This is a genomic window from Limnospira sp. PMC 1279.21 (assembly GCF_032349615.1).
Taxonomy (GTDB): domain Bacteria; phylum Cyanobacteriota; class Cyanobacteriia; order Cyanobacteriales; family Microcoleaceae; genus Limnospira; species Limnospira fusiformis.
Genome location: NZ_JARPLU010000015.1, coordinates 1 through 13,827 on the forward strand (window position 1 = coordinate 1; position 13,827 = coordinate 13,827).

The 13,827-nt window shown below is 43.6% G+C and carries 14 protein-coding genes and 1 tRNA gene; 6 read left to right on the forward strand and 9 right to left on the reverse strand.

Features of this window, described 5'->3' with window-relative positions:
• Nucleotides 1-137: 137 nt before the first annotated feature.
• A complete protein-coding gene (locus P5683_RS04045) occupies nt 138-1,049 on the forward strand; it encodes an MBL fold metallo-hydrolase (RefSeq protein ID WP_006625979.1) in 912 nt (303 codons plus the stop codon).
• A gap of 15 nt (nt 1,050-1,064) precedes the next feature.
• Nucleotides 1,065-1,604 carry a cytochrome c gene (locus tag P5683_RS04050; protein WP_006669012.1) on the forward strand — a complete coding sequence of 180 codons (540 nt, stop codon included), beginning with the start codon at nt 1,065-1,067 and terminating at the stop codon, nt 1,602-1,604.
• Between the two features lie 7 nt (nt 1,605-1,611).
• Here the strand turns inward: P5683_RS04050 and P5683_RS04055 are convergent, their stop codons facing one another.
• Both P5683_RS04055 and P5683_RS04060 read right to left on the reverse strand, forming a co-directional pair.
• Nucleotides 1,612-3,255, reverse strand: coding sequence for a YcjF family protein (locus tag P5683_RS04055; protein WP_006669013.1), 1,644 nt, complete (start codon nt 3,253-3,255; stop codon nt 1,612-1,614).
• 198 nt (nt 3,256-3,453) lie between these two features.
• A complete protein-coding gene (locus tag P5683_RS04060; protein WP_008050449.1) occupies nt 3,454-4,620 on the reverse strand; it encodes a pyridoxal phosphate-dependent aminotransferase in 1,167 nt (388 codons plus the stop codon).
• Nucleotides 4,621-4,650: 30 nt separating this feature from the next.
• Between P5683_RS04060 and P5683_RS04065 the strand changes: the two genes are divergently transcribed.
• Complete coding sequence (locus P5683_RS04065; protein ID WP_035759645.1) at nt 4,651-5,652, forward strand: LD-carboxypeptidase; 1,002 nt, start codon at nt 4,651-4,653, stop codon at nt 5,650-5,652.
• Between the two features lies 1 nt (nt 5,653).
• Here the strand turns inward: P5683_RS04065 and P5683_RS04070 are convergent, their stop codons facing one another.
• The 5 genes from P5683_RS04070 to P5683_RS04090 form a co-directional block, all read right to left on the reverse strand.
• The gene (locus P5683_RS04070) at nt 5,654-6,541 is read right to left on the reverse strand and encodes a PhzF family phenazine biosynthesis protein (RefSeq protein WP_006625984.1); all 888 of its coding nucleotides are present in this window, start codon (nt 6,539-6,541) and stop codon (nt 5,654-5,656) included.
• 5 nt (nt 6,542-6,546) lie between these two features.
• Nucleotides 6,547-8,091, reverse strand: coding sequence for an anthranilate synthase component I (gene trpE / locus P5683_RS04075; RefSeq protein WP_006625985.1), 1,545 nt, complete (start codon nt 8,089-8,091; stop codon nt 6,547-6,549).
• 202 nt (nt 8,092-8,293) lie between these two features.
• Complete coding sequence (locus P5683_RS04080; RefSeq protein ID WP_006616635.1) at nt 8,294-8,722, reverse strand: photosystem I reaction center subunit II PsaD; 429 nt, start codon at nt 8,720-8,722, stop codon at nt 8,294-8,296.
• A gap of 195 nt (nt 8,723-8,917) precedes the next feature.
• Nucleotides 8,918-9,005, reverse strand: a tRNA-Ser gene (locus tag P5683_RS04085).
• Between the two features lie 163 nt (nt 9,006-9,168).
• Nucleotides 9,169-9,876, reverse strand: coding sequence for a YdcF family protein (locus tag P5683_RS04090; RefSeq protein WP_046321757.1), 708 nt, complete (start codon nt 9,874-9,876; stop codon nt 9,169-9,171).
• Between the two features lie 79 nt (nt 9,877-9,955).
• On the opposite strand from P5683_RS04090, the gene P5683_RS04095 reads away from it, so the two are divergent.
• On the forward strand, nt 9,956-10,312 hold the full coding sequence (locus tag P5683_RS04095; RefSeq protein WP_006625987.1) for a hypothetical protein: 357 nt from the start codon (nt 9,956-9,958) through the stop codon (nt 10,310-10,312).
• 49 nt (nt 10,313-10,361) lie between these two features.
• Here P5683_RS04095 and P5683_RS04100 read toward each other — a convergent pair whose 3' ends face one another.
• The gene (locus tag P5683_RS04100) at nt 10,362-11,177 is read right to left on the reverse strand and encodes a calcium-binding protein (RefSeq protein WP_006625988.1); all 816 of its coding nucleotides are present in this window, start codon (nt 11,175-11,177) and stop codon (nt 10,362-10,364) included.
• 444 nt (nt 11,178-11,621) lie between these two features.
• Between P5683_RS04100 and P5683_RS04105 the strand changes: the two genes are divergently transcribed.
• On the forward strand, nt 11,622-11,939 hold the full coding sequence (locus P5683_RS04105; protein WP_196797686.1) for a hypothetical protein: 318 nt from the start codon (nt 11,622-11,624) through the stop codon (nt 11,937-11,939).
• A gap of 204 nt (nt 11,940-12,143) precedes the next feature.
• Here the strand turns inward: P5683_RS04105 and P5683_RS04110 are convergent, their stop codons facing one another.
• Nucleotides 12,144-13,253: a methyltransferase gene (locus P5683_RS04110; protein ID WP_008050433.1), complete on the reverse strand. Its 1,110-nt coding sequence runs from the start codon at nt 13,251-13,253 to the stop codon at nt 12,144-12,146.
• A 180-nt stretch (nt 13,254-13,433) separates the two neighbouring features.
• On the opposite strand from P5683_RS04110, the gene P5683_RS04115 reads away from it, so the two are divergent.
• Nucleotides 13,434-13,820, forward strand: a complete 387-nt coding sequence (locus tag P5683_RS04115; protein ID WP_006625993.1) for a DUF3110 domain-containing protein — start codon at nt 13,434-13,436, stop codon at nt 13,818-13,820.
• Nucleotides 13,821-13,827: the final 7 nt, after the last annotated feature.

Sequence of the window (13,827 nt, forward strand, 5' to 3'; positions counted from 1 at the left end):
CAAGCACGGTTTTGAAGTGGAGTTGGGGAAGGTGACTTCTCTTTCGACCATAACCAATCAGTCATAACAGTAACTAGGGAGTATTGGGTCTCAAGTGTTGCTTATCTCACTGCTGTTCAACCTCTGTATCAGTTAAAATGCCAGTTTATGATCGACCTGTTAAAAATCCTCAAGTTTCCGATAATAATGCGATGAATGATAATTCGGCTCCTGTGGAGTTTTCTGTACAGTTTTGGGGGGTGAGGGGAAATATTGCTACCCCTGGCCATAAAACTGTTCGATATGGGGGGAATACCTCCTGTGTCGAAATGCGTCTGGGAAATCAACGTTTTATTTTTGACGGAGGGACTGGGTTAAGAGTTTTGGGTTTGGATCTGCTCAAACAAATGCCCGTTGAAGCCTCTGTCTTTTTTTCCCATACCCACTGGGACCATATCCAGGGGTTTCCTTTCTTTGTGCCAGCATTTATCCCGATTAATCGCTTTCATATCTATGGGGCGATCGCTCCTGATGGCTCAACGATTAAGGAACGCCTGTCTGATCAAATGGTACATCCTAATTTCCCGGTTCCCATGCACGTCATGCAATCAGATCTGAAATTTTATGATCTGATCCCTGGGGATGTGATTGCTTTGTCCGATGGCATTAAAATCGAAACGGCTCCTCTAAATCATCCTAATATGGCGGTCGGCTATCGGGTTACTTGGGAAGGCCGTACAGCGGTTTACTGTAGTGATACAGAGCATTTTCTCGATCGCTTTGATAATAATGTTCTGCACTTGGCTCGCAATGCCGACTTGCTGATTTATGATGCTACCTATACTAATGAGGAGTATCATGATCATAAGTGTCCCAAAATCGGGTGGGGACATTCTACCTGGGAGGTAGGGGTAGAAATTGCCAAAAAAGCGGGTGTTAAGCAGATAGCCATGTATCAACATGACCCATCCCACGATGATGATTTTCTCGATCGCGTCCAACTTGAACTTAAGGCTGCTTTCCCCCAGGGGGTTGTTGCCAGAGAAGGTATGGTCATTACCCTAGAATAAGCTAACTTCTATAATATGTTCAATTCCAGACTCTCCAATCGGCGCAGCGAAAGGAGATATTCTCTATTGATTCGATGCTGTTTGATTCTGGTTGCTGTCCTGATATCCTTGGGCATTACAACGCCAAGTATAGGTCAGTATTCTGTTAGTGCGATCGGTACTGTTGATTTTGTACCGCCAGAATTTCAACTGGGCCAGGAACTCTATTTAGAAAACTGCGCTACTTGCCATATTCCTATTCCGCCGTCAGTTTTACCGAGACAGACTTGGCAACAAATTCTCCAGGATAGTCAACATTATGGCACTCAAATTGAACCTTTAGTGGATCCGGCTCGCCTGTTGGTGTGGAATTATCTCCGCCATTTTTCCCGTTCTATGACTGTGGCTGAAGAGGGTATCCCTTTTAGAATTGAGCGATCGCGCTTTTTTAGGGCGCTACATCCCCGCGTAGAATTTACGGAACCCATTAATATTCATAATTGCCAAACCTGTCATCCGGGTGCATCTGATTATAACTTCCGTCTTTTGACTCCAGAATGGGAAGATTCTCCGTAGTAAATTTTTACCAATTCTCTCGAGGATGACGGGGATTATCCCAATCATCTTGAGATGAATCTTGATCTAAATAGGGGGCAATATCTGAGGGTTTGTCTAATTCTAATTCTAGTTCATCATCGGACTCTGCTGATGATTGATCGAGGTTCAATGGTTCAATCACGCGGGCGATCGCATCTTGAATAAATCCTCGCACAAACTCATCTCGCCGATTAAGTTGAAATTGTCGCTGCACCACCTCTGTTATACCCCCATCTCCCCAATCTTGATTTTGGCGAAAATACTCGATAAAACTACGCCCCGCAATTCGGGTTAAATAAGCGGCAGTTATCCCTTGAATCGCCTTACCAACTACAATAGTACCGATGTGAAAATGTAGGGCGGTAGCTACTAATTGAATCGCACCTTTAACAATGCCTAAACTGCCTAAAGTTTTCGCGAGAGATAACGCCAACTCTCGCCCTCTATCCATATTTAATTTACACCCATATATTTTGCCAATTTCTACTACCATTTGGGCATTAACTGCCGCAGTCGCTAATAAATCTACCACCGGAAGCGGCGTAACAGCAATAGCCCCAGCCCCAATCCACTGATATCTATCGACAATTTGTTCGGCTTGGCGTAGACGTTGATTATCAATTAAACGCCGCGCTTCTTCGCCTAATCTTTGAGACTGGAGAAGGATATTATCAGCTATTAATTCTTCCCCTTCGGCGCGTAGAATTGTGGCGATTTTATGAATAAGTGGCATGATATCAGGCTCAGGTTTAAATGTATCTCCATTGTCCAGATTAATTAGTTGAGGATTAGCGGCGATCGCTATGACATCTTCCGGAGAAATAAACCCGCTCACTCGTTGCTTTAATCGATTTAAAATCTGATTTTTATCAGCTTCTGTATACAAGTCGGTTTTGTTAAAAATTAATAGCGATCGCTTACCCATTTCCGCCAAATTACGCAGAGGATATAATTCGGATTGACGCAAATCATTATCCACCACAAATAATAATAAATCTGCCTCGGTAGCCAGGGTTCTAGCCATTTCTGAACGAGTTACTCCCCCTTCTCCAACCTCCCCAATTCCCGGAGTATCAATGATTAAAATTTCCCGATTTAACCCCTTTAATTCGAGTCGATAAGTTTCCCCATTTATGGTAGTTCCCATGGGTGCGTCAACCCGCCCGACCATCTCCCCCATTAACCCATTAACCAGAGATGTTTTCCCGGCGGAACCTGTGCCAAATATCACCACCTGAATGCTACCTTGAGATAGGTTAGCTTGTATATCCTGAGAACGACTTATTAACGCCTGACGTGCTACTTCATCTTGAATTTGATTAACCTGTTGTCGGATAGCTTTTAAAGACGTTTCAGCCGCCTCGGATTTATCCAAAGGGATACGCAAGTTATGGCGGCGTTTTTTCCTCCCATTACTTCCAAATTGAAACAGCCTCAAATAGTAGAAAAACGTATACATCAATAACCCTAGCAAACCTATTAACACAACTAGCAACAAATTTGCTAAAATCGGGTTAGCCATCCACGCCACTTGACTGTATAACCAAGAAATCGATGTGACTAGCCAAATCATTAAACCCAGGATGACACAAACACCCACAATGATGATGAAAAGGCGGTATAAAGGCATAATCTTATGGTTAATCTCAAATCAGTCTGTTTTCTATCATAGCTGGTTAATTTGGGGATTTTGACTGACCTATGCAGCTATTAGGATTTGGGCTAAAATGGTATAGGTACAAAATTGGGGGGCTGGTATAATGCAATTATGGCTGGCTATTAGTTTCCCTTGGGGGGATAATCCCGGATAGATGATTGATAGGTTAATCTAAATAACTAAGGTTTTCAGACCTTTGACTAAACGCCCAATTCCTTCGGCGGCGGTGTCTGGTTTTAACGCCCCATAAGCTACCCGTAAATAACAGCCTTGTGACATACCAAAGGTAGTCCCCGGAATTACGGCTACCCCAAACTGTTTAATCAGTTGTTGGGCTAATTCCATTGAGTCTAACTCTGTGTCTATTTTCAGCAGAAAGTAAAACGCGCCATCAGCTTGCGGAATTGTGCAAAAATCTGATAATTGGCTGAGTTCATTGAGAAATATATCCCGAACTTCCGTGATGGTTTTAATATGATTTTGGCAATATTCATAACCTACTTTTAACGCGCCTAAAGCTACATATTGGGAGATGACGGGAGGACAGATTAAGATGGTATCTTGAACTTTTTGGATGGGGATTAGTAAGTGTTCAGGAATTAGCATATATCCAATGCGCCAGGATGCAAAACCGTAGGCTTTGGATAAACTGAAGAGAGAAATTGTGTGGGATTCACTGTTAGGAAAGGTGGCGGGTGAGGTGTGTTTGATGTTATTATAGGTAAAGTATTCGTAGGCTTCGTCACTGATATGGTATAAGTGGCGATCGCTACAAATTTGATTAATTTCTTGTAATGCTTCTGGGGAATAAACCGCCCCGGTGGGGTTATTGGGAGAAATGGTAACAATCGCCCTGGTTTTATCAGTGATGGCGGCTTGAATGGCATCAATTCGTAGTTGATAATTGTCATCGGTCTGAATAACTACAGGCTGACAACTTGCCATCATAATCGCCATTTCATGATTAAAATAGTAAGGAGATTGTATAATGATTTCATCCCCAGGTGAGGTAATAGCTAAAATCGCATTCATAAACCCCATATTACTACCAGCAGTGACGACAATTTTCTGGCGATCGCTGAGATTAATATGATTCTCTGTTTGCAGTTTATCGGCGATGATCTCAAGTAGTGGAGTGATACCAATTACTGGTTTATATTTATGATTTTCTGGACTAGCTAAAAACTCGGATATATGGTCAAATGCCACAGGTGGCGGGCCATAATAAACTACCCCTTGACCTAGGGAAATTGTCCCCGGATGATTGTTAATTAGTTTTCCAATAATCGGAATAATTGGGGATTGAACTGATTGCATTCGGGAATAATCTAGGTTCATCATCTTAACAATGGTATGAAAATTAGATCTATGAAAAATCGCCGCCAATTTATAAGTGAGTTAGGTTTGACACTTTTAGCAACAGGATTTCCGGTATTAGCATCTTCTCCTAATCCTATTAAACCACCCCGTTTGCGGGTTGGGGATACGGTGGGAATAATTGCGCCTTCTGGATGGATTACCACACAGGAGTTAAAATTTGTAACTTGGCAATTAATGCAACAAGGACTTAATCCGAAAGCCGCACCTCACCTGATGGATAAATATGGTTATTTAGCCGGATTAGATCGAGACCGCGCCGCCGATGTTAATACCATGTTTGCTGATCCGAATATTCGGGGAATTATTACCGCCGCCGGTGGCTGGGGGGCTGCCCGTATTTTACCCTTATTAGATTATAACATAATCCGCAACAATCCCAAGGTGATTATTGGTTATAGTGATATCACATCATTATTATTGGCGATATATTCCCAGTGCAATTTTATCACATTTCACGGATTATTAGGCACTTCTCATTGGCGGAGTTTTTCGGTGAATTACTTAAAGCGAGTTTTGTTTACAGGGGAAGCTGTTACGTTTGAAAATCCTGGGAATATTCGGGTAGAAACTATTACCAGCGGTAGCGCCAGGGGTCAACTGGTGGGGGGTAATTTATCAGTTTTAGCGGGGTTGGTGGGTTCGGAATATCTACCGAATTGGTCGGGAAAAATTCTATTTATTGAGGATATTAACGAGGATGTTTACCGGGTCGATCGCCTATTGACCCAATTAAAACTAGCCGGAATTTTAGATCAATTATCGGGGTTTATTTTCGGACAATGTAGCCGTTGTTCACCGGGGAGGGAAGGGGAATCATCTTTTAGCTTATGGGAAGTGTTAGTAGATCATATTCAACCCCTAGGAATACCCGCCTGGTATGGTTCAGCCATAGGTCATATTCGCGACCAATTTACCATAGCCATAGGTGGTATGGTAGAAATTAATAGCGATCGCGGAACTATCCAAATGCTAGAAGCCGCAGTTAGCTAAGTTAATTCAACCATTCTCCCTTAGCGATCGCCACCACTTTTCCCCCCACCATGACATCAATTTCATCCCCAACTTTTTGGGCTTTTAAAAATAGTAAAGAAGGGCGATTAATCTCATAACCCTGTTCCACACGCACATTAATCTCATCCCTATTATAATAGGAATTATGCACGAAATAAGCTGCCAGACAAGAATTAGCGCTTCCCGTGGCTGGGTCTTCGGCAATTCCTAAAGCCGGGGCGAACATCCTAGCGCTGATATCATTTTCCATGTCATAGGGTTCAGGACAAAAAACAAAAATCTCCTTAGCATTAGTGTTTTTAATAAACTCACCATAATGGTCTAAATTAACCTTAGCCTGTTTTAAAGCCCTTTGATTTTTGAGAGGGACGATTAAAAAAGGAATCCCCGTTGACACTTCTTGAATGGGAAAGTTATCGTCAAAATCCGCCATTTCCAAACCCAAAACCGGGGCGACATATGCCGGATTTAAACAATTATAAAAAACGGGATTACTGGGGCGCATCCATAACAACTCTTGGTCAGTGTTACCATTACTCCAAGTCACCGGAATTTGACCGACTCCCAAATTCAATACCACCTGATCAACAGGTTTTTTAATCATTTCCCGTTGAATAATATAAGCAGTTCCCAGGGTAGGATGACCCGCAAAAGGCAATTCTTTGGAAGGGGTAAAAATCCTGACATCATAGCCACCATCAACCATTCCCTCGGAACGGATAAAAGTAGTTTCTGAATAATTAATTTCCTGGGCAATTTCTAACATTTCCTCATCGGACAGAGAGGAAACACCCTCACCGAAGAAAACAGCGAGTTGATTTCCGGCATATTTAGCTTCTGCAAAAACATCAACGATGTAGAAATTCATAAAAACTAACTCTGAGAAGTTTTCAGACAGCTAATGGCTTCCAATAACCCCCGCGCCTTATTGAGGGTTTCCTCATATTCCTTTTCCGGTTGGGAGTCAGCCACAAGTCCAGCCCCCGCTTGTACAGAAACTTGATTTATACCATCTTCCCCCTGACGGACAATCATAGTGCGGATCGTGATAGCCGTGTTTAGTTGTCCCTCAAAATCATAATAGCCATAAACGCCGGAATATGGACCTCGGCGGCTAGGTTCCAACTCATTAATAATTTCCATAGCCCGAATTTTCGGCGCACCGCTAACAGTCCCAGCGGGAAAACAGGCTTTTAATAAATCCCAAGCAGTTTGATCATCTGCTAAGTCTCCCACCACATTACTAACAATGTGCATAACATGGGAATAGCGTTCGACGACCATCAACTGATCAACCATTACGGTTCCATTTTGGCAGACGCGCCCTAAATCATTACGTCCGAGGTCTACTAGCATAACGTGCTCGGCGATTTCTTTGGGGTCCTGTAGCAAATCTTGCTCTAGGTGTTGATCCTCCTGGGAGTTTTTACCACGGCGGCGGGTTCCAGCAATGGGGCGAACGGTGGCGCGCGCCTTTCCGTCAATGTTTTTTTCGGCTTTGACCATCACTTCCGGGCTAGATCCAATCATCTGCCAATCCCCAAAGTTAAAATAAGCCATATAGGGGGAAGGATTGATTAAACGCAGGGATCTATACAAGGAGAAAGGATCGCCTTGGTATTGTGCCGCCAGGCGTTGGGAAATGACGACCTGAAAGATATCTCCCGCCCTAATATAGTCCTTCGCCCGGTCAACAGCAGCACAAAACTGGTCGCGGGAGAAATTGCTGCTGTATTGGCGTGATGTTTCGGTATCATCAGATTTGTTGCTATCGGGGGGAGTCCATTGTAATAGGGTACTCTGACGAGATAGGGGAGATCTCAGTTTATCTACCAATTGAGTAACGCGATCGCAAGCCTGTTGATAGGCTGTTTCTGGGTCTGTTTCCCGCAGGTCAGCATAAGATATAGCCCAAACCTTGCGCTTCACCTGGTCAAAAATTAGTAAACTATCAAGCTGCATCCATAGGCCATCGGGTAAATCATCGTCTGTAAGGGGATAAATGGGGACTCGTGGTTCAATCCAGTTGATTAATTCATAACCCCAAAACCCGAACAGTCCCCCAATTCCCGGCGGTAGTTCTGGCAATTTGACAGGTTGATAGGGTTTAAGACAGTCAGCTAATACCTTAAACGGATCGCCTTGAAAATCTTGTTGTTGACCGTCCCTAAATTTTTGAATCATGCGATCGCCGCGGGCGGATAAAGTCCACAGAGGATCACAACCCAGAAAGCTGTAACGCCCAATTTTCTCCCCACCTTCGACTGACTCCAACAGGAAGCTGTAAGGTTGACCTGCACAAACCCGATACCACGCCGAAACTGGTGTATCCAAGTCCGCCACCCACTCCTGATAGACAGGAATGAAGTTACCCCTAGCCTGTAGTTGGCAGAATTGGGAGAAATCTGGAAAAATCATCGTTGTAATTTTTGGGAAAATTGGTAGCTGAATTTAATGCTACGGTGTATCAAAAATAACAGAAAATGCTGGTTTTTGGTGAAAAATCAGGAACCAGCAAACCTGATCTTATAGGGAGTTTACCTGTACTGTAGGGGTGGGTGCTACAAAAGCTCATTATCTGAATGAAAAGTCCGGTGAACCCGCCCCTACCCATAGACCCCTAAGACTCGTAGGTGGCTTTACCGCTGAATTTGACACTAGCTGGGTTGGGGTTGTCACCAATCTTGCGATCGATTTTTCCGTTGAACTCCCGACCTTCGTTAACTTTCTCAGGGAAAACGCCATCTTTGGGGTGGAGATATTCCATTTCGCCATTGGGGAAAATCCGATAGATTTTGAAATCCTCGATTTTCGGCTTGAATTTAGTCCGCAGTTGGGTTCCCAAGGCGAGACACTGCTCTTTGCGAGCCAGATAGAGCAAGTTTTCTCCCTCGTTCATAATAGCTGCGCCACCTGTGGGCATTTCAAACACCTGTTCTTTGGTGCTGGTCCAGGTAATGGCATATTTCTCCTCAACTTGGGCTTTGGTGAGAAGACCACCTGTGCTACCACCGAATTTGGGAGCTTTTCCTGTCAGTGTTTCTACCATAGAAAATTATCTCAAAGGTTTTTACGGGATCCTATCACTGATAATACCTTCTCAGTAGCGATCGTAAAGATCCGTTACACAGATATCCACAGCAGCCATAAAAACAGCCAAACCCTGCCCTAACCCCTCGCGCGCGATCGCTCGCACAGGTAGGGATTAGCGCCAGGGCTGGTCATGATTGAGCCTGAGCAAAACCGGAGAGGGTGGGATTCGAACCCACGAGGAGCTTGCACCCCTAACGAATTTCGAGTCCGTCGCAATCGACCATCTCTGCCACCTCTCCAGGCATTTCCAAGCTCATTAATCATTATAGCATTTCCCAGGGAAATTTCAACAAAAAAGCTGTAGGTCTTGGTTGGCCAACAGACACAGAAAAGCACCCCACTCTAATGCTGCGAACTGGTTGGACTCCATTTTAGAGATCGGCGGTTACTTCTGCTGATTTTCTAATTGCATAGGGATTCGGGATCAACTCCCCCCTGATACTCGCAGGTAAAACCATTTACACACCAGGAAGCCATATCGACTTCTGGAAGGTGAACAATATCAGAACAACTCGGTTGCCAGATCTGGCTAAAAAAAGCCCAAAGTATGGCTCTGCTGAGGTCTAATATGGTTTTGATCAGAGATTCTGTGTTCCCGGGTATCCCGGATTCTTCTACTAATTCCATTTCAGGCCAAATCCCATGGGCTCCTAACATGATTTTAGCCATCCATTGGGCCCTGGGAAGGTGGGTATCTGAGGTGAGGATTTTTACATGGCGCGCACCCCATTGGGTGAGTAAGGGTTGACTAAACATATAATTCCCGAAGGTGGAGTTGGCACATTTTTCTAACCAAACTCCTTGGCTGGGGGCTTTGTTGCGCTCAAATAGCTTGACAATGCAGGGATCGTCGGAACCTTTAGAAATGATAATGGGGATTTGTGGATATTCTGTGGCTAGTTGGGAAACATAGATTTCTCGGCGGATACTTCCCCCCAATACTAAGAAGGTATCAACGGGTTCTCTAGCGGACGATCGCATTATTAACAGGTGATTGACCAGTCCTAGACTCATGAATAACATTAAGGCGCACGCTGCTATGAGCAAAATTTTGACTCGGCGGCGCGCGCCTTGTCTAATCAACCTGGGGGTGTTCTGAGGCTTACTCATCTAAGGCGTACCAAATCCTACTGCTATAATGTCAAGTTGTGGAGACTTCCGCAGGCTGATACGGAATCCAATTAATAGCATGAGCATACCCAAAATTTGGCAACAATTTTTTTTCTTAGGTTCCCTAAGTTTCACGGTGACTGTCTCTACGATGGCTGCTGCTGAATCTCCTAGTTACCAACAACAACCCAGGAATGCTTATCCTCAAGAGTTTGTCAGCAATTATGTGAGCAATTGTCGTGAGCGATCGCAGAGGTCAGGGCTAACCCCCCAACAAGCGCAAACTATCTGTCAGTGTACCATTTTTGAGTATCAAGATCGATTTTCGATTGAGGAGTTTGTGGACATCGTACAGCAACTTCAGGAAACTGGACAAGCCCCAGATGAATTGGTGGATGTAGCTTTAACCTGTAGTGCGAAACTGGACAATAATTAAGGGGATGATGGTAAGGGCGCTATGACTAATCATTAGCGCCCTGAAACCGTCATAAGAAGTCGAAATAACTCGCGTCAATATCCAAAAAGAAATTATCCTGAATAACGGCTAACAGTTGCTGAGTACCATCTAGGGTGGTCTGAATAATTGCCGTTCCTTCTGGTAGACTAACATTGGTAGCAACAGATAGCTCCTGGGATGGAACTAATTCATGATTTTCTCTGCGTCCCCGTAACATCACCGTATCTTTCTCTGGGTCAAAATCACCGATCAGGGTGTAACCTCTTCCGGCGCGACTTATTCCCACTAGGGTATCATTTCCTTGGTCACCAAATAACAGATCATTACCACTACCGCCTACTAGGTAGTCGTCTCCCTGACCGCCATAGATGGTATCATTACCGCCGTCACCATAAATTGTATCATTGCCCTGGTTGCCAAATAACAGGTCGTCATCTGCGCCACCGTAAATGATATCATCACCGATATCGCCGAATATGGTATCTCTACCTTCAGCCCCTGATAAGATATCATTACCCTGACCGCCATAAATCAGGTCATCTCCCCCTTGACCATCTATGAAATCATCACCCATAAATCCGTAAATGGTATCATTACCGCCGCGACCTAGGATGACATCATTCCCATTGGTTCCAAATAACTCATCGTCATTGTTAGTACCAATTTGAGTCGTGGCTGGACTCAGGGGAGGCAATTGATCAAAATGATTCTGAAGCAGGAAAACATTATTGCCAGGACCACCAAATAAGGTATCTATCTCATCTGTCGATACACGGGGAGGTACAGGGGTTGACGGGGTTGACGGGGTTTCGGTATTGGTTAGATTTAGAATTAGGTCTTCCATGGGTATAAAAAATAAACAACAACTCGGACTTGGACTATGTTTTCTGCTACCCTGATTTTAGCTCAGGAAATTTGGCTAAAAATCCGATATTTGGGTCGGCATGGTCATTTACTTGTACAACATGAACATTCTGGCGATTTATTAAGAAAATATAAAATAATTTTCCTCTAAATCAAAGCAGAAAACGTCCTTGACTAGGGCAATTAAGTCAAAATCTCCTTGGCGATTTTGGTCGACAATTGCTGTACCGGGGGGTAATTGTTCGGGGGAAGGTTAGAGTCGAAAAGTTCCTCGGAAGTCCGTTAACTGGATGATATCCTCATCCAGAGCAAAGTGATCAATTAATGTATAACCAGGAACTCGATCGCTAATACCCATTAAGTATCATCCCCCCTATCACCCAATAACAGGTCGCTACCTGTTTCACCTACGAGAGTCATTACCTTGACCTCCGTAAATGGTATCATCATCTCGGTGCTAGTATTAGGTATCTGTACCAAAGTTGAAGACAGATTCAAAAGCGGCCAACAACGGTTCAAGTGTCGTGATTGTGGACCACAGTTTGTTGAAAACCCCACCAAAAAGGTGATTCACCAAGGAACACGGTCTCTGATTGACCGTTTGCGGACTGAGGGAATTCCCCAGGCTGGAATAGCAGGAGCCGTCCAAGTGCCTGAACCCTGGCTGCCAAACTACGTTAATCAGAAATATGTCTCTGTACGCCGCCAAGTCCAGGTAAGGCTCAAAAAAAAGGGGGTTTAACAATACCTTGAGGCAAGGAGTGTCTCGCTTAGTAGGCAAGGCCTTGTCCTTTTCCAAGTGTTGGCAGAATCACATTAGTGCCTAATGGTATTTTATCGATCGCCACAAGGCATCATTACTTCTTTGAGGAATGCCCAAAAGTCCCATATTTATGGATTTCGGTAATAATTAAAACTGGAGACTGTGTGATTTTCATCATAGCAATTAGTTACCCCTCAACCAAAACTCCAGTGGCGCACAATCAAACACCCATTCTAAGCCAAAATTATTAATAGTTTTGACTAAAATAATATCGTCCAAATTAACCTGATCTAACTTTAAGCTAAAATGCCATTGGTGGTCATAATTATCTGAGCAGGTAATTGTTTGCCGATAAACTAAGAGAGTATTTAGATAAACCAAAATTTCGGAAACCTGACCACCAGGGTTAATTTCGGAAACCCAACCCCCCAATTCCAAAACCCCATCAGCGGTAAGATGACAATGTTCAATTTTTCCTATAGGATGATGATAATATCGAAAATTCTCCCAAGTCATGGTCGGATTTTTCGCCAAAATATATAGGTCTTGATACCGACAAATTCCCTGCGGTATGCGATGATAAACAGCCTGATGGTCGGAAATATCAGCAATGGTATTAGCGACAAAATTTTCGCCGACATAACTGGTTCCATATTCCCCCAAGTCCAAAGTTCTGCTTTCACTATTCAGACAAAATAATAACTCGGAATCATCAATCATTAAATGAGATGGTAATAAACTGCGATCATGGACGCTAAATAATAATAAACCGTTGGGATTAAGTAAGTTATATAACACCTTTAACCATTGGGAAAAGGTAGCTTTAGGGAGATGGCTAAAAAAGGAACAAGCCAAAATCACATCAAAACTCTGACTACAAAGATAGTCTTTTGGCTGAGAGGTAGACACAATACCATTAACGCCAAATTGTTCAACCTGAAACTTTACCCCCTCGGCATAAATATCAGAAATCCAGACTTTATCTGAGGGTATTTCTTGCACAAAAAACCTGGTAGAGCGACCATAGCCACTAGCAAAGTCTAAAAAGGCACTGATTTTATGAAAGCTGCCAAAATGCCAATCAACGACTTGTTTGACGGCATCAAAAATGCGAATGCCATTGCTATAGTAACGAATTATAGCGCGTTCAGGGCTGCCTTGATTTTGGAGGGCGAATAAATACATCTCATCCTGATTGTCAATGGTTGAATTAAAGCGATCAGGAAACTTAACTTGATTGTGAACAAATGTTTTAATGGCTGGCATTTCAGCACCGGATATGGTATAATTCATACAAGATAATCCTCCAATATTGTGATATTTAGCTGGTGGAGACAGTCTAGCAGACTGGTTAGCACATCTCAACCGGAAGGGGCTGGGTCTGGAATGGGGATCCATGGTGGAGTTGAGAAAAAAGGTGATCGGAGGTTGTAAGATAAGATCAAGCTGTTGTTAACAACCCGATTCAAGATCATGAAAGTCTATGTCTTGCTGTTCAATGCCGGGACTGATAATGAGGGAATCCATACAATTCAGATGGGCGATCGCAATAAGGTGTTAATGTTTGAGGAGGAAGACGATGCCATCCGCTTTGGTGGTTTGTTGGAAGCCCAAGATTTCCCCAGTCCCTGTATTGAGGGAATTGATGATGATGAAATCAAAGAATTCTGTCGCAGTGTAGATTATGATTGGGAGCTGATTCCGTCTGGGGCTTTAGCGATTCCTCCAGAAAATAATGTGGAGGAGTTGGAGTGGGAAAAGCAAGGCAAAACCCAAGACGAAAGGGACTCAGAGGAATCTTCAGAATTCCCATCAGACGAACTCGACAGCATTCGCCGTCGCCTAGAAGGTTTACTTTAGCCTGATA